Genomic DNA, 14,689 nt, shown 5'->3' on the forward strand with positions numbered 1-14,689 from the left:
GGCAGCTGCCTAACCCATGCCTCGCGCAGGCGAGGCTGACGGGCTGCGCAAGGGTCCCTGTCTATCGAAAAGCGTTGCGCTTGCCCGCAACGCTTTTTTTTTATGCCTGTTATTCAGGCTTGGCCGCAGCCTTCCACAGCACCTCGGCGACCTGCTGGCGAAGAGCAATCACGCGTGCGGCGACGAATAACAGGTCAGACATGCGGTTCAGATACGCGAGCAGCACCGGGCGCAGCGTTTCGCTGGCGTTGAGGTGCTGGCAGCGCCGTTCGGCTGTGCGCGCGACGCTGCGGCACAGGTGGGCCTGTGCGATCAGCCGCGAGCCACCGGGCAGGATGAATTCCTTGAGCGGGCCGACTTCGTCATTCCAGCGGTCTATGACGTCTTCCAGGCGGGCAATTTCACGCTCATCCACGGCCTGGTACTCCGGCATCGCCAGCTCTCCGCCCAGGTCAAACAGGCGATGTTGGCAGGGAAGCAGCACGTCGCTCACTTCGGCAAGGCCAGGCCAGCGAGCCTGTTGTTTTGCCAGATCGGCGAGCAGTAGGCCGAGCTGGCAGTTGAGGGTATCAACCTCGCCCATCGCCTCGACGCGCGGATGATCCTTGCCAACCCGGCGGCCATCGGCCAGGCCGGTCTCGCCGCTGTCGCCGGTACGGGTGTAAATCTTGGATAAACGGTATCCCATGGGGGTTTAAAGTCCTGAACTGAGAGGTTCGGCCAGTGGCAGGCGCAGTGTGAATGTCGTGCCCTGACCCGGTTTGGAACTCACTTCCATCTGGCCTTTGTGGTTGTTGGTAATGATGAAGTACGAAACTGACAGGCCGAGCCCTGTGCCCTGACCTACTTCCTTGGTGGTGAAGAAAGGCTCGAAGATACGCTTGCGCACGGCCTCATGCATGCCCACGCCATTGTCTGTCACCTGAATTTCCGCCCAGGGTGGAGTGTACCGGGTACGCAGGGTGATTTGTCCCGGCGGCCCGCCTTCGCGATGGTGGATAGCCTGGGCGGCGTTTTTCAACAGGTTGAGCAGCACCTGTTCCAGTTCATTGGCGATGCAGGGCACCGTCTCCAGCTGTGGGTCGAATTTTCGCTGGATGAGCAGCGATTTGAAGTCGAATCCCTCACTGAGATCGAAATCATTGCCGGCGATTTCCACTGCCTGATCGATCAACTGGGCGAGATTGCAGGGCGCCAACACGCGGTCACTGCGCCGGCTGAAGTTGAGCATGTGGGAGACGATGCGCGCCGCACGTGTGCCTGCGCTCTGTATGCCATCGAGCAGGTGTGGAATTTCCCGAGCGCTCAGGTAATGACTGATGCGCTCCAGGCTGACTCCGCTTTCCAGTGCCTGTTGGCGGTTCTTCTCCAGGTCGGGCGACAGGCGTCGGCGAATGTTCTGCACGTTGTGCAGGATGGCGCCCAGCGGGTTATTGATTTCATGGGCCATGCCGGCCGCCAGGCTGCCCACCGAGAGCATTTTTTCCGACTGCACCATGGCGTCTTCCAAGGCCAGCCGCTCGGTGATGTCGTCGATACGGATCACCACGCCGCGCCCGACCTTGCCGCTCAGCGGGTAAAAGGTCAGCGTGTAGTGGCGTAGCTCGCCATGGCGCGGCAGGGAAACCCGTTCGATGCGTTCGACCTTGCGCCGTTCCGCCGTCTCGCGCAACTGGGCGAGAAACGGCTTGAGCAGCGGGAAGGCCAGCAGCACCGGCTGGTTCAAGGCCTGCTCCAGGTCGGTGCCAGACAGTTGGCTGGCTTCGTGATTCCACTGGGTGACATACAGCTGGTCATCAAGGGCGATAAGGGCCGAAGGCATCGAGTCGATGATGCTGTTCAGGTAATTTTGAAAGCCGGTGAGCTGTTTTTCGATCTTGCCGCGTACCTGCACCTCGAGCTCTAGCTGACGGTTGGAGTGCCGGGTTTCCTCGGTCAGTGAGCTGGCATGGTCGAAGGCATTCTGCGCTTCGTCGCGCGCCCGCTTGAGTTGCTGCTCGCGAGACTGCATGCGCGACAGCATGGTGTTGAACGCCTCGGCCAGGCTGCCGATTTCATCCTGGTTGCCGGGCGCGGCACGTAAGGCATAGTTCTCCTCGCGGGTGACCTGACGTGTCAATTCCTCCAGGCGCCGGATAGGCTCGGTCACCAGGCGGCGAATTTCGCGCACCACCACCAGCCAGAGCAGGATGCTGAGCAGCAGGATTGCCAGGCTGGCACTCAGCGTGCCGGTATAGAACGCGCCCGGCAGTTCGCTGGAGGCGACCAGCAGCAGATGGCCCGGCGGCCCCTCGGCTTGCGGCAACTCGATCAATAGGTTGGTGCGAAATTCGGTCAGCCGCCACAGCTCCAGGCGCTCCAGATGTGCGGGCAGATCAAGCTGCTCGCCTCGCTGAAGCTGTGCCAGGTTACGGCCTTGCGGGTCATACAGCGCCGCCGCCCGCAAGGGTTCATAAGGTTGCAACCGCTCCAGCAGGGCGTGGGCATGAGCGGGCGAGCTCAGTGCCTGGCGGCTCAGCGCGGGACTGGCGATCAGTTGGCCAAGAGCCTGCATCGCTTGAGGCGTAACGCTCTGCTGGGAAATCCAGTAGGCGGCGCTGATGAAGGTCAGGTTGGCCGCAAGCAACACCGCGCTGAGCAACACCAGCAAGGCGACGAGCAGTTTCTGCCCGACCGGGAGATTGTCCAGGCGCCGACGCAGGGACATGGGAACTTCGCAGAATGGCTTGAAGGTTCCGGCAGGGTAGCCGGGCTTCAGGCGGTGGGCAATCCGCGAGCGCGCAGATGGCCGAGCAGGCGGTGCTGCAGGTCGTTCAGGTAGGGCAGCACCAAGCCCAGGCGCCGCGCCGCGGTGCAGGCATAGCCGAGCAAATAGGCGATTTCCGTACGGCGCCCCCCAGCAACGTCCTGATGCATCGAGGAGTAATTGGCGGCGGTGGCCTGAATGACCTTGAGCACTTCCTCGTGCAGGCCCACAGCAGCCTCGGCATGACCCTGAGTGCGTAGCAGCAGGTCCAATTCAGCGCACAACGCTTTGACCTCGGCGCCATGCTCGGCCAGCTCGCCGTTACGGCAGTCGAGCAGGACGGTGAGCGGATTGATTGCACAATTCAGCGCAAGCTTGCGCCACAGGCGCGCCTGGATGTCGTGGGTCCACTGATGGGGAATGCCGGCGCTGGCCAGCTCACTCAGCCAGGCCGGTGGAGTGGGGTTATCGGGGTCGCCGAGCCAGGTTTGGCCTTGTCCGGCGAACACCACGCGAAAATCACCGTCGCGGTAGGCGCCCTCGGTGCTCGAAGCCCGAATGCAGCGAGCGTGGGGAACATGGGCGGCGACCGCGTCTTGGCTGCCCAGACCATTTTGCAGCAGGATCAGCTCGGCACCTGCCGCCAGGCGCGGCGCCACGGCCTGGATAGCGGAAAGGGCGTCATAAGCCTTGCAGGCCAGCAGCAGGCGGCTGATTGGCTCGCAAGCCTCGAGGCTTTGTGCCGGCAATGCAATGTGCTGGCTGTGTCCTGCTTCGACCAGCGTCAGGCCGCCGACGGCCTCATAGGCAGCCAGCCGCTGGGCATTGCGCAGCAGCAGGGTGACGGGGAAGCCGGCGCGGGCCAGACGGGTTGCCCAGAGGGTGCCCAGGCTGCCGGCGCCCAGAATGTGCCAAGTCATCAAGTAGTGCCTTTCATGCAAAGTGATGCGAGAAGGGGCGACGATAGCGCGTCAGGGCGTCAGGGGAAATGACGCGTATCAGCGAGCGGTCAGACGCTGCACCGCGATGCGCCCGCCGGCATGGGCCTGAGGTAAATGTTGCGCAGCCTGTGTCATCAGGTCTTCGGGGGTTTGCGGCAGCGCCTCGGCGTCCAGTCCGACGAGGCTGATCACGGCGTTGAGTTCCACGAGGCCTTCGCGTGTCTTGAATGGTTGCTGGCTGAAACCTTTGGCCAGACGGGTAAAGCTGTTGGCACGGCATTCGTTCAGCTCGCTGAGCAGGGCGATCAAGGCGAAGTGCTGATCGTCCAGGCGCACCAGGACGTCCAGAGGACGAACCAGCAATTGCAGACGTCGGGCGATGCCCGACAGCAACTCCTGGTGGAAAGCATCGCCATGACGCGTGCGCAGCTCCAGCAGTTTGGGCAGGCCAATCAGCACATAGCACAGCGCGCCGCCGCGCGAGTCGATCTGACGCAGGCTGTCGGCGAGCTTCTGGCGCAGGTAGCGAAGATTGCCCAGCCCGGTCAGCGGGTCCACCAGGTTGCGTTGTTCCAGGCAGGCAATGCTCTGGGTCAGCAGGCGGTTCTCCTGCAACAGGCGGTGAAGGGTATTGCACAGCCGGTCGCCGGCATAAATGCGCGGCACCAGTTGCTCACTGAGCTGAGTCTTGCTGATGAAATCATCGACACCGTGGTCGAAGGCTTCGCCCAGGGCGTTATCGCCTTCCTTGCCGGTGAGCAGCATGATGTAGGTGTAGTGATCGGACATCTCGTCGAGCTGGCGTACCCGGGCAGTCAATTCCAGGCCGTCAATGTCCGGCATCAGCCAATCGGCGAGCAGCACACCGGTCGGGCGTTCCTCGATCTGCTGCAGCGCCTGCTCGGCACTGCTGGCAAAGCGCACGTCCTGGTAACCGGCCTGGGACAGGGTGCGGCCGATCATGGCACTGGAGAACTTGGCGTCATCCACCACCAGAATGCTGAGCTGGGGATTGGGCATGGGCAGGGCTCTGAAAAGGGGCGTGGCAAGGCACCGGGTGCGTATAATGACTGCCTCTTCTCAACCGTCAAGCTGGGTGCGCTCCGTTCCGTGAAGCCGGTCGCGCCAACTTTTGGAGGATTCTCATGCCATCGTTCGACGTAGTGTCCGAGCTGGACAAACATGAACTGACCAACGCTGTGGACAACGCTATCAAAGAGCTCGATCGTCGCTTCGATCTCAAAGGCAAATGCAGCATCGAAAGCAAGGACAAGGCACTGACGTTGACCGCCGAAGCCGAGTTCATGCTCGAGCAGATGCTCGACATCGTGCGCAGCAGCCTGGTCAAGCGCAAGATCGACTGCCAGTGCATGGACACCGAAGAGCCCTACGCGTCAGGCAAGGTGATGAAGCAGGAAGTGAAGTTCCGCGAGGGCATCGACAAAGAGTTGGCCAAGCAGATCGTCGCCCACATCAAGGAGCTCAAGCTCAAGGTGCAGGCCGCCATTCAAGGCGAGCAGGTACGCATTACCGGCAAGAAGCGTGACGATCTGCAGGAGGCCATCGCCGCCCTGCGTGCCAAAGAGTTCGGCATGCCGCTGCAGTACAACAACTTCCGCGATTGATCCTGCTGCGCGGTTGAAATTTCAAAGGCCAGCTCCGTAAGGGGCTGGCCTTTGTTTTTTTGGGGCGGGTTACATCAGGGTGTGCGGGATTCGCTAAGCGCGTCCTCGGAGGGCTGTTGGCGCTCGCGCCCCCACTGCAGGCCGATCAAAACCAATGTGGGGATGCCGAGCAGGGCGGTCAGCACGAAGAATTCCTTGTAACCGAGCATTTCCACCAGCGCTCCGGAGTAGCCGCCAATCAGCCGTGGCAACAGCAGCATGATTGAGCTGAGCAGAGCGTATTGCGTGGCCGAGAATTTCAGGTTGGTCAGGCTCGACAGGTAGGCGACGAAGGCCGCGGTGGCCAGGCCGCCGCTGAAGTTGTCGCAGCTGATGGTCACCACCAGCATTTGCAGGTTGGCTCCCAGGCTGCTCAGCACGGCGAACATCAGGTTGGTGACCGCAGCGGCCACTCCGCCGATGAATAGAATCGGCATGATGCCGAAACGCACGATCAACAGGCCGCCGGCTCCGGCGCCCAGCAGAGTCATGATCAGGCCGAACAGCTTGCTGACACTGGCGATCTCGTCCTTGGTGAAGCCCAAGTCAATGTAGAAGACGTTGGCCATCACGCCCATTACCGTGTCGGAGAGCCGGTAGGTGGCGATCAGGCCGAGCATCAGCAACGCCTGCCAGCGATAGCGGGTGATGAAGTCGTTCACCGGGGTCAGCACCGGCGCTAGGCTGCGGCGACCCAGGGTAGACAGGCACAGGGCGGTGAGAATGCCGTAGAGCAGGGCGCGCAGGAAGGCGCGGTCTTCGGTGATCAGCTCGCTCGGGTTGTCGCCAAGCAGGGTTTGGAAGCCCGTGTTGTAGAGCTGGGTGAACAGGGCCGGCACGGACACCAGCAGCACGATCAGCACCATTACGGACAGCAACTGGCGCCTAAACCCGTAACGCTCGGTAGTCTGCTGCACTTGCGGAGTCAGCGGAGGTTCGCGCATCCAGATGCTGGTGATCAGGCCCGGCAGCATCAATAGCGCAAACAGCAGGTACGTGCTGCTCCAGGCGCTGAACTGATAGTCGCCGCCGGTGGAGCCAAACCAGCTGGCGAAATACAGAGCACCGGCCGTGGCGAGCAGGGCGGCGACGCGATAACCCGCCATGTAGCTGGCGGCCAGCGCAGCCTGACGGCTGCCATCGGCGATTTCCAGGCGGTAGGCATCCACGGCGATGTCCTGGGTGGCCGAGGCGAACGCCACCAGCACGGCCAGGGCGATCAGCCAGGGCAACTGGTGCTGGGGGTCGAAGAACGCCATGCCGACCAGCCCGAGGGTAACCAGCAGTTGCGACAGAATTAGCCAGGAACGCCGTCGGCCAAGGCGGCCGAGCACGGGCAGGCGCCATTGATCGAGCATGGGCGCCCACACCCATTTGAAGGCATAGGCCAGGCCGATCAGGCTGGCAAAACCGATGGTTTGCAGCGAGACGCCGGCTTCACGCAGCCACACCGACAGGGTGGCGAACACCAGCATGTACGGCAACCCGGCAGCAAAACCGAGCAAAAGCAGGGCCAGTGTGGCTGGGCTGGCATAGGCGTTAAGGGCGTCGCGCCAGGAGCGTTTGGGCATGGAGGTCCGAACAGGAACAGACAAAGTTCTGCACTCTAACCGTAGATATCCGTTGGATGCCAGCCGTAACGCTGCATATCGACTCGATCGCCAGCCAGAATCAGACCTTCGGTACGCAGCCGAGCCCGCTGCTCGGCACCCGCCGGCGTTGCGGCTGGCAGGCTGAGACGCCCGCTGGCCGAGAGTACCCGATGCCAGGGCAGGCGGCTGTCATCCGGTAGCTGAGAAAGCGTACGACCCACCCAGCGCGCGGCGCGCCCCAGCCCTGCCAGATGCGCCAGTTGGCCATAGCCCACCACCTTGCCGTACGGCACCTGTGCGAGCACCAGGTACACCGCTTCGCGTCGGGCCTGGGGACTGTTCAGAGGATCAAAGCTGGGCATAGCAACCTGCGGGGCCATGGGAAGAAAAAATAATAGAGCGCGTGGATTAGCTCCGATTTATGAACTTATGGGTACGTTCATCGGTCCGCTTCTCCCCGAGCGGCTTATTCACGGATAATGCTCGGCTTTGTTTCGCCAGTCGACGGTTGGAAGTATTCATGTTGTCCCGTTCCCTGTTGTGTTCTTTGTTGCTATTTACTCTTGTCCCGGCCAGCGCTGATACCCTCTGGCTGAAGAATGGCGACCGGCTGACCGGCACTATCAAGGCCTTTGATGGCAGCAAGCTGGTTATTTACACCAGTTTTGGCGGTGAGCTCGCCGTGGACTGGTCGTCTATCGCCACCCTGGAAAGTACGCGGCCGCTATTGGTCAAGCAGGATGAATATTACGGCGAAATAGCTAAGTCCCTCGATCCCGCTGAGGATGGCTATGTCACCCTGGTCAATGGCAGCCAGCCGCGGACAGTGGAGCTCAGCAGTGTCCGGCAAATCGTCAAGCCAAAACCTTTGCTCACTGACCTCAGTTGGAGCGGGACGCTTGATGTGGCATTGAATTATAAAGACGCCGACAGCGAGACCGAGGATCATCATGTCAGCCTCGACACTAAATCTCGCCATGGCCGCTGGCGTCACAACACCACGGGCAAGTACAACCGTGAATTAAGTAATGACGTCGAGACTGAGGACAACTACCAGCTGGGTTACGCCCTCGACCACTTCATTGATGACAAGTGGTTCTGGCAGGGTCGCTTCGACTACAAACGCGACAATATCCAGGATCTGCGCCGCCAGCGTTCCCTGGGTAGCGGTCCCGGTTACCAGTTCTGGGACAACGAACTGGGCAGTTTTTCCCTGGCCTCACTGGCCAACCGCAGCGACTACACCTATGTCCACGGCGAGGACCGTTTCCATGCGGTGAGCCTGTACTGGAATTACAACCGCTACCTGCTGGGCAAACGCTTCGAGCTGTACAGCAAGGGAGAGGTCGGCAAGCCGCTGAATAACGTTGCCGATTACTCGCTGGATGGCGAAGCCGGGGTCCGTTACAAGGTCACCGACTGGGCTTGGCTGAACATGCGCGCCGAGCGGGATCTGATCAAGGGTGCTGAAAACAAACAGCTGGACGAGACCCGGTATCTGCTCGGCTTTGGCGTAGGCTGGTAAGCCGGCACTAGCGCCCTAACCGGCGCAGTTCATCAGACTCCACCACACGCACCCCCTGCCCATCCTCCAGGGCCAGGCGCCACAGGGCATGGGCCAGGCGGTTTGCTTCGATGCCGCGCCATTTGCCAGGCAGCAATTGTGCAAACGGCGCGGCGAGCCGCTCGCCCAGGCGAAAGTCACTGCGCTCGCCAAGCAGCAGCGACGGTCGGGCCAGGGTGAGCTGCGGCCACGCCTGGGCCCTGAGGGCCTCTTCCATTTCACCCTTGATACGGTTGTAAAACACAGTCGCCTGCGGATCGGCGCCCAGGGCGCTGACCACCAGCAAATGACGTGCACCCAATTCGCGGGCGCGCTGGGCAAAGGCGACCACCAAATCGAGATCGACGGCGCGAAAACCACTCTGCGTGCCGGCCTTCTTGATCGTCGTGCCCAGGCAGCAGAACGCGGTGTCGATGGGCCCAGTCAGCTGCGGCAGCAGTTCGCTCAATTCACCGACCGGATTGTCCAGGCGCGAGTGTTCCGCCAAGGCGCGGCGGCTCGGCGCCAGCACACGCTCCACAGTAGGTTCGTCGAGCAACCGGTCGAGCAGGTGTTCGCCTGTGAGTCCGGTGGCTCCGGCCAACAGAATGTGGCGTGGCGTGTCCATGCGTATCTCCTTGGGATTTCAAGGTGGGCGATTAGTGGCCGCCGTGTCGATAGTGCTGCCAGTGTGTCAGTACCGCGGGTGGCGCCCACAGTTGGGGGTGCGAAGGCTCGAAGCCGTCTGCGAGCTCGCGTGCGGCAACGCTTTTTCGGGCCTGCTCGAACGCCAGGGCCAGGTCATCGGTCTGCTGCAGCGCTTCGGAAAACAGGGCGCGGCCGAAATAGGTGAAGTCATTTTCTTCAGAACAACCAAACGATACCCGGTCGGCGCGGGCGGCGGTCATCACCAGGGTCTTGTCGTCCTTGAGCGGCGCAATGAAACCGCCGGAATAACAGGCGGAAATCACCACCACCTTGTGTCGGTCGGCCAACGGCCGCAGCAGGGACGCCAATTCGCTGGCCGGCAGGTCGAGCAATTGCAGGCGCGGCATATCCAGGTGCAATGCGTGGTCCGGGGAGCCGTGGCTGGTCAGGTAGAGGAACAGCAGGTCTTCCGGGCCGCTGCGCTGTGCAATCGTTTCCAGGGCGCGCTTGAGATTTTCGCGGGTGGCCAAGGGGCGGTCGGCCAGATGGTCACGATGATTGGTCAGCACAATTTGCCCATGGGCCGCGAAGCGTTCGCGCAACAGCGTGGAGACATAGTCGGCCTCGCGCATGAACACGCTTTGCTTGCCGTCGCCGGCCAGGGTCAGGCTGTACAACTCAACGGCTGGGGTGGACGCGGGCAGGCTGGCAAGGGCGTTATCAAATAACCGGCCCTGTTCGAGCAGTGCCAGTTCCATCGGGTCGCTCAGTCGCTGGCCTGCGTCATCCAGAACACGTACGCCCTCTTGCCAGATGCCGCTCAGTTGACTGCCGTCGGGGCGGGTCAGGGTGCCGGGGCCCTGGTAACGCCAGCGGTGGAATTCGCCCAGAAAATGACTGCCGTCGGCGCCACGATACTCACCTGGACCGCTGAGTGCACCGTCGCGAAACTGGCCGCTCCAGGTCTCGCCCTCGCCATTGCTGAAGACGCCATCGCCCTGGAAACGCTCCTCGACGAAGGCACCGATATACAGCGTGCCGTCGATGCCCTGGAACTGTCCTTCGCCCTCCAATAGGCCGTGCTCGAAGACACCGCTGTAACGATTGCCCTCAGCATCCACCAACACACCCGTGCCGCTCATTTCGCCGTCGCTGAAATAACCCTGGTAATGGCTGCCGTCTGCCCACTCCAAATTACCGAGACCGTGGTAGCGGTCGTTGAGAAACTCACCGCGGTAATGAGCATCGGCCAATTCGAGCACGCCGCTACCTTGCAGGCGCCCATGAGCAAATTCACCCTGGTACAGGCTGCCGTTGCTGTAGGTCAACTCTCCCATGCCATGGAACTGGCCTTGGTGGAAATTGCCGACATAACGATCGCCGCTTACGCCTTGCCAGGTTCCAGCACCGTGAAACAGGCCGTCTTTGAATTCACCCTCATAAAAGCTGCCGTTGGCGTAATCGAGGCGGCCCTGGCCCTGCAAGCGCCCATCGACCAGCGCACCGCGATATCGCCCGCCATCGGGCAGCAACGCCGTGGAGGAAGTCGTCGGCGCGCTGTCGCCACAGGCGACCAGCAGCGAGGCAAGAGCAAAGCACAACGGTACGCGCATGGTCGCAGTTCCATTAACCGAGTGAGGCGGAGTGCAGTATGCCGCAAAGTGGGGCGGCCAGAGCAGACCGGTGAGAGCGCACACGTGCCTGGCGGGAGGCATATAATGCCGGGTTGTCCCCCCGTCGGAGGTAATTGATGTTGTTACGTGGCTTGACCTGGCTAATCCTGTTTCAATTGCTCGGGACGGCGCTCAATGTGTTGTTTCTCCCCATCCTGCCAGGGCCGATCATCGGCCTGTTGTTACTGTTCATTGCGCTCATCTGGCGCGGTGAAATCAGTGAGTCGCTGAACAGCGCCTCGATGACGCTGCTGAATTACCTGCCGTTACTGCTGATTCCGCCAGCGGTGGGGGTGATGGTTTATGTCGATGCCATTGCCGCCGACCTGTGGGCGATAGTCGGTGCGCTGGTGCTGTCGCTGGTGGTTTCCCTGGGCTTCACGGGTTGGCTGATGCAAAGACTCATCGACCGCCAAGCCCGCCGGAGCACTGACCCATGAGCCTCGATTACCACGCTGCCTGGCAGGCCGTCATCCACCATCCGCTGTTCGGTCTGGGCATTACCCTGGCCGTTTATCAGTTGGCGCTGGCCGGCTATGAGCGGACCCGCTCGGTGCTGTTTCAACCGGTGCTTTTTTCCATGGTGGTCGTCATCGGCGTGTTGCTGGCCTGCGGGCTGGCCTATGACGAGTATCGCGACAGCGTGTTGCCGCTGACTCTATTGCTGGGGCCGGCCACGGTCGCGCTGGCGGTGCCGCTGTTTCTCAATATGCGGCGGATTCGCCAGCTGTTCTGGCCGATCGTGCTGACCCTGTCGATTGCGGGCGTATTCGCTACCCTGACGGGAGTGCTGGTGGCCTGGCTGCTGGGCGCCGAACCGTTGATGCTGATGACCCTGGCGCCCAAATCGGTCACCTCGCCGATTGCCATGCTGGTGGCCGAGCAGATCGGCGGCGTGGCGGCCCTGGCCGCCGTGTTCGTGATGATCACCGGCGTGCTCGGCGCGATTAGTGGTCCGAGCATATTGCGCAGGCTGCGTGTTACCCACCCGGCGGCACAAGGGATGGCGCTTGGCTTGACCGCGCACGCCGTGGGTACTTCGCGGGCCCTGCAGGACAGTACGGAAAGCGGCGCGTTCGCCGCGTTGGCGATGAGCCTGATGGGCGTGACCACCGCGGTGATCCTGCCGCTGGTGGTGGCGCTGATTGCTTGAGGAGACGCCCATGAAGCTGCCCTTGTTTCCCCTGGATACTGTGCTGTTCCCCGGTTGCATCCTCGATCTGCAGCTGTTCGAGGCGCGTTACTTGGACATGCTCAGTGCCTGCATGAAGCGTGGCGAAGGGTTTGGTGTGGTCACTCTGATCGAAGGCGAGGAGGTCGGCGCGGCGCCGAGCTCGTTTTCCGGTGTTGGCTGCGAAGCGCTGATCCGTGACTGGCAACAGCAGCCCAATGGCTTGCTGGGTATCCGCGTCGAAGGCGGTCGGCGTTTCAACGTGGAGGATGCCGAGGTGCAGCACGATCAGTTGACGGTCGCCGAGGCCCATTGGTTGGCGGAGGGTCAGGACATGCCATTGACCGATGAGCACGCCGACTTGCTCGGTCTGCTCACGGCACTGGGCGAACATCCGCTGGTTTCCTCGCTGGAGATGGGCGATATGCCGAGCGGTGTTCAAGCGCTGGTCAGCCGCCTGGCCTACCTGCTGCCATTCAGTCGCGCGCAGAAGCTGAGCCTGCTCGAGTGTGAGGATGTCGCCGAACGCCTGAAGCGGCTCAATAGCTGGCTGGAAGATTTGCAGCGTTAGGGGCTATTCCCGCTCGCAGCGAAGCGGGAACTGCTGACCCTGTTGAGGCGGTCTCAGCGGTAGCGGTACGACTCCAAGGCCGCAGGCAATTCCCAGGTGGCGATGCCGCCCAGCAGCGCCAGGCAGGCGGGCAGAATAATCCACCAGGCCTTGGACGGCAGAGCGGGCAGTGGAGAATGCCATTGCGCCAGGCTGAGACTCGCGGCGCACACCGTGGCGGCCAGCAGCGCCCCAGCGAGTACGTCGCTGGGCCAGTGTACGCCCAGGTAGACGCGCGACAGGGCAATCAGCGTGGCCGGCAGAATGGTCAGCAGCAGCCAGCTCAGGTGCAGGCGCGGGGGTTGTCCACGTCCGGCCAGAATGCCCAGGCTCAGGAAGAAGGCGAAGGCGGCCGAGCTGTGGCCACTGGGAAAGCTGAAGGTAGCCAGCGGTTCGAGCAGTACATCTGGACGCACCCGAGCGAATAGTGCCTTGAGCAAACCGTTGCACAGCGCGGTGCCCAGCAGGGTTCCGAGCGTGAAGACGAAGGCTCGCCATTGCTTGAGCATGGCCAGCAGCGCGCACAACAGCACGCCGCAATACAGCTGGGTGCTGAAGTCGCCCAGGCGCGTGACCAGCACCATAACGCGATCGAGGCCAACGCTGCGCTCGGCTTGAATCACTTCCAGCAGCCCCTTGTCGAAGGCATCCAGAGATGGCCAGCCGAGGAACAGCGCCAGCAGAGCCAGCGCACATAGCGTGGCGGTCAAAGGCGTAGCCAGGCGCTTGCGGCGCAGGCTCAGTTGCAGACTGATGATCAGCACCAGGCCCAGTCCGACGGTGACCACGCCTGCCGACGACCAGAAGCCTTCCGGCAGCGGCAGGCGCAAGGCTGCCCCGGTGGCCCAGCCCGGCACCAGGTAGGCAATCACCCAGCCGGCGGCGGCCAGCATGCTGACCAGGCAGAAACGCATGAATGGCATGTCGAGCATGCCGGCAATCATCGGCAGCATCGGGCGCAGCGGCCCGATAAAACGGCCGAGCAGCAGACTGACCGTGCCGTAGCGCTCGAAATACAGCTCCGCGCCGACCATCCATTCCGGGTGGTGACGCAGGCCGGGCAGGCGCCGGATGTTCTGGTGAAAGCGTCGGCCCAGTCCGTAGGAGAGCAGGTCGCCGAGCAGGCCGCCCAGGTAGCCGAGCAGCAGGGTTTCCCACAGGCTCAGCACGCCGCTGCCGGCCAGGACCGCGACGGCGAACATCAAGACCGTGCCGGGCACCAGAATGCCGGCAATGGCCAGGCATTCGACACAGGCAATGATGAAAATGGCCAGTCCCAGCCATTGCGGATTGCTGCCCAGCCAGAGGCTGATGCTGTCGAACCAGGGTCCCATGGATGCAGCTCCCATTGCGAAGGCGCGAAGCATAGCAATCCGGGTGGGGGGCAGTGCAGGGGCAATTGCTTTTCCCCCGCGAAAAAGCGCGTGTCGATTCTGGACATGAAGCGAGCGGCAAGCGACTCGCGACGACCCCGCCCGAGCTCTGTGGGCGGATGTCGCTTTCACATCTACCCATTCCGTTCGGTGGACAATGGAAAAACGTTGTCCCCATGGAGGTTGGCCGTGGCTCGTGAAATTTTTCTGGAAGCCGCTTCAGGCGATGCGGAACGCCTTGGCCGCGTCTTGCAGGCGATCGGCCAGGTTCAGCAAATCCGCCCCTTGCTGGCGCGCTTCAGCGATACGGATGAGGTTGGTGTGGCCGAGCTGGTTCAGTTGGTCGCTATGGTCGTGAATATGGCTCACGGCGCCGGACTGGTTCGCGGTAGCTGCGGCAATTCGCTGGGCCGTCTGCGCGATGCTCTGAATGCTCTGCACCACTTCATGCAACGCCCCATCCGCCGCTTCGGCTTGGGCGGCGCTGCGTTCGGCCTGCTCAACCTGGTTGTGCATGGCACGCAGTGAATCTGCTGCGGCCCGCTGCAGCTGCAGGATGCGTTGCTGAATCTGCTCAGTGGCTTCGCCGCTGCGTTGCGCCAGGGTGCGCACTTCAGCGGCTACCACCGCAAAGCCGCGCCCGCTGTCCCCTGCACGGGCCGCTTCGATGGCGGCGTTGAGGGCCAGCAAGTTGGTCTGCTCGGCAATATCGCGGATCACCGTCAGCA

General features: G+C 62.4%; 14 protein-coding genes and 1 pseudogene. 5 read left to right on the forward strand and 10 right to left on the reverse strand.

All coding sequences use genetic code 11. The features are described 5' to 3' along the window. Nucleotides 1-109 precede the first annotated feature (109 nt). The 4 genes from H9642_RS02925 to H9642_RS02940 form a co-directional block, all read right to left on the reverse strand. Nucleotides 110-688 carry a cob(I)yrinic acid a,c-diamide adenosyltransferase gene (locus H9642_RS02925; protein WP_251834902.1) on the reverse strand — a complete coding sequence of 193 codons (579 nt, stop codon included), beginning with the start codon at nt 686-688 and terminating at the stop codon, nt 110-112. A gap of 6 nt (nt 689-694) precedes the next feature. After that, entirely contained in the window at nt 695-2,707 is a 2,013-nt protein-coding gene (locus H9642_RS02930) for a HAMP domain-containing sensor histidine kinase (protein ID WP_251834903.1), read from the reverse strand. Between the two features lie 47 nt (nt 2,708-2,754). Further along, nucleotides 2,755-3,666: a putative 2-dehydropantoate 2-reductase gene (locus H9642_RS02935; RefSeq protein WP_251834904.1), complete on the reverse strand. Its 912-nt coding sequence runs from the start codon at nt 3,664-3,666 to the stop codon at nt 2,755-2,757. A 78-nt stretch (nt 3,667-3,744) separates the two neighbouring features. Further along, a complete protein-coding gene (locus H9642_RS02940; RefSeq protein ID WP_251834905.1) occupies nt 3,745-4,707 on the reverse strand; it encodes a response regulator in 963 nt (320 codons plus the stop codon). Between the two features lie 125 nt (nt 4,708-4,832). On the opposite strand from H9642_RS02940, the gene H9642_RS02945 reads away from it, so the two are divergent. Further along, nucleotides 4,833-5,312 carry a YajQ family cyclic di-GMP-binding protein gene (locus H9642_RS02945; protein ID WP_251834906.1) on the forward strand — a complete coding sequence of 160 codons (480 nt, stop codon included), beginning with the start codon at nt 4,833-4,835 and terminating at the stop codon, nt 5,310-5,312. 74 nt (nt 5,313-5,386) lie between these two features. Here the strand turns inward: H9642_RS02945 and H9642_RS02950 are convergent, their stop codons facing one another. Both H9642_RS02950 and H9642_RS02955 read right to left on the reverse strand, forming a co-directional pair. Continuing rightward, entirely contained in the window at nt 5,387-6,922 is a 1,536-nt protein-coding gene (locus tag H9642_RS02950) for an AmpG family muropeptide MFS transporter (RefSeq protein ID WP_251834907.1), read from the reverse strand. Nucleotides 6,923-6,957: 35 nt separating this feature from the next. Further along, nucleotides 6,958-7,323 (reverse strand): MGMT family protein, encoded by a 366-nt coding sequence (locus H9642_RS02955; RefSeq protein WP_433962657.1) that lies wholly within the window; start codon nt 7,321-7,323, stop codon nt 6,958-6,960. A 140-nt stretch (nt 7,324-7,463) separates the two neighbouring features. On the opposite strand from H9642_RS02955, the gene H9642_RS02960 reads away from it, so the two are divergent. Next, nucleotides 7,464-8,468, forward strand: coding sequence for a DUF481 domain-containing protein (locus H9642_RS02960; protein ID WP_251834909.1), 1,005 nt, complete (start codon nt 7,464-7,466; stop codon nt 8,466-8,468). 7 nt (nt 8,469-8,475) lie between these two features. On the opposite strand, the gene H9642_RS02965 is transcribed toward H9642_RS02960, so the two are convergent. Together H9642_RS02965 and H9642_RS02970 are read right to left on the reverse strand one after the other, a co-directional pair. After that, nucleotides 8,476-9,114: an oxidoreductase gene (locus H9642_RS02965; RefSeq protein WP_251834910.1), complete on the reverse strand. Its 639-nt coding sequence runs from the start codon at nt 9,112-9,114 to the stop codon at nt 8,476-8,478. Between the two features lie 31 nt (nt 9,115-9,145). Then, nucleotides 9,146-10,747, reverse strand: a complete 1,602-nt coding sequence (locus H9642_RS02970; protein ID WP_251834911.1) for a C13 family peptidase — start codon at nt 10,745-10,747, stop codon at nt 9,146-9,148. Between the two features lie 137 nt (nt 10,748-10,884). On the opposite strand from H9642_RS02970, the gene H9642_RS02975 reads away from it, so the two are divergent. Genes H9642_RS02975 through H9642_RS02985 form a run of 3 tightly spaced genes read left to right on the forward strand, consistent with a single transcriptional unit; the run spans nt 10,885 to nt 12,549 of the window. Further along, the gene (locus H9642_RS02975) at nt 10,885-11,247 is read left to right on the forward strand and encodes a CidA/LrgA family protein (RefSeq protein WP_251834912.1); all 363 of its coding nucleotides are present in this window, start codon (nt 10,885-10,887) and stop codon (nt 11,245-11,247) included. Next, nucleotides 11,244-11,960 carry an LrgB family protein gene (locus H9642_RS02980; protein ID WP_251834913.1) on the forward strand — a complete coding sequence of 239 codons (717 nt, stop codon included), beginning with the start codon at nt 11,244-11,246 and terminating at the stop codon, nt 11,958-11,960. The genes H9642_RS02975 and H9642_RS02980 overlap by 4 nt, the downstream gene beginning before the upstream one ends. 10 nt (nt 11,961-11,970) lie before the next feature. After that, entirely contained in the window at nt 11,971-12,549 is a 579-nt protein-coding gene (locus tag H9642_RS02985; protein ID WP_251834914.1) for an LON peptidase substrate-binding domain-containing protein, read from the forward strand. Nucleotides 12,550-12,602: 53 nt separating this feature from the next. Here H9642_RS02985 and H9642_RS02990 read toward each other — a convergent pair whose 3' ends face one another. Next, complete coding sequence (locus H9642_RS02990) at nt 12,603-13,922, reverse strand: bifunctional DedA family/phosphatase PAP2 family protein (protein WP_251834915.1); 1,320 nt, start codon at nt 13,920-13,922, stop codon at nt 12,603-12,605. 258 nt (nt 13,923-14,180) lie between these two features. Then, nucleotides 14,181-14,681, reverse strand: a pseudogene (locus tag H9642_RS18405) (methyl-accepting chemotaxis protein); the annotation flags it as partial. Between the last annotated feature and the right edge of the window lie 8 nt (nt 14,682-14,689).

The organism is Serpens gallinarum (assembly GCF_014836765.1).
Lineage (GTDB): Bacteria > Pseudomonadota > Gammaproteobacteria > Pseudomonadales > Pseudomonadaceae > Serpens > Serpens gallinarum.

Coding starts and splice junctions, on each gene's coding strand:
- H9642_RS02925 (WP_251834902.1), bottom strand. CDS start 688: ATGGGATACCGTTTATCCAAGATTTACACCCGTACCGGCGACAGCGGC.
- H9642_RS02930 (WP_251834903.1), bottom strand. CDS start 2,707: ATGTCCCTGCGTCGGCGCCTGGACAATCTCCCGGTCGGGCAGAAACTG.
- H9642_RS02935 (WP_251834904.1), bottom strand. CDS start 3,666: ATGACTTGGCACATTCTGGGCGCCGGCAGCCTGGGCACCCTCTGGGCA.
- H9642_RS02940 (WP_251834905.1), bottom strand. CDS start 4,707: ATGCCCAATCCCCAGCTCAGCATTCTGGTGGTGGATGACGCCAAGTTC.
- H9642_RS02945 (WP_251834906.1), top strand. CDS start 4,833: ATGCCATCGTTCGACGTAGTGTCCGAGCTGGACAAACATGAACTGACC.
- H9642_RS02950 (WP_251834907.1), bottom strand. CDS start 6,922: ATGCCCAAACGCTCCTGGCGCGACGCCCTTAACGCCTATGCCAGCCCA.
- H9642_RS02955 (WP_433962657.1), bottom strand. CDS start 7,323: ATGGCCCCGCAGGTTGCTATGCCCAGCTTTGATCCTCTGAACAGTCCC.
- H9642_RS02960 (WP_251834909.1), top strand. CDS start 7,464: ATGTTGTCCCGTTCCCTGTTGTGTTCTTTGTTGCTATTTACTCTTGTC.
- H9642_RS02965 (WP_251834910.1), bottom strand. CDS start 9,114: ATGGACACGCCACGCCACATTCTGTTGGCCGGAGCCACCGGACTCACA.
- H9642_RS02970 (WP_251834911.1), bottom strand. CDS start 10,747: ATGCGCGTACCGTTGTGCTTTGCTCTTGCCTCGCTGCTGGTCGCCTGT.
- H9642_RS02975 (WP_251834912.1), top strand. CDS start 10,885: ATGTTGTTACGTGGCTTGACCTGGCTAATCCTGTTTCAATTGCTCGGG.
- H9642_RS02980 (WP_251834913.1), top strand. CDS start 11,244: ATGAGCCTCGATTACCACGCTGCCTGGCAGGCCGTCATCCACCATCCG.
- H9642_RS02985 (WP_251834914.1), top strand. CDS start 11,971: ATGAAGCTGCCCTTGTTTCCCCTGGATACTGTGCTGTTCCCCGGTTGC.
- H9642_RS02990 (WP_251834915.1), bottom strand. CDS start 13,922: ATGGGACCCTGGTTCGACAGCATCAGCCTCTGGCTGGGCAGCAATCCG.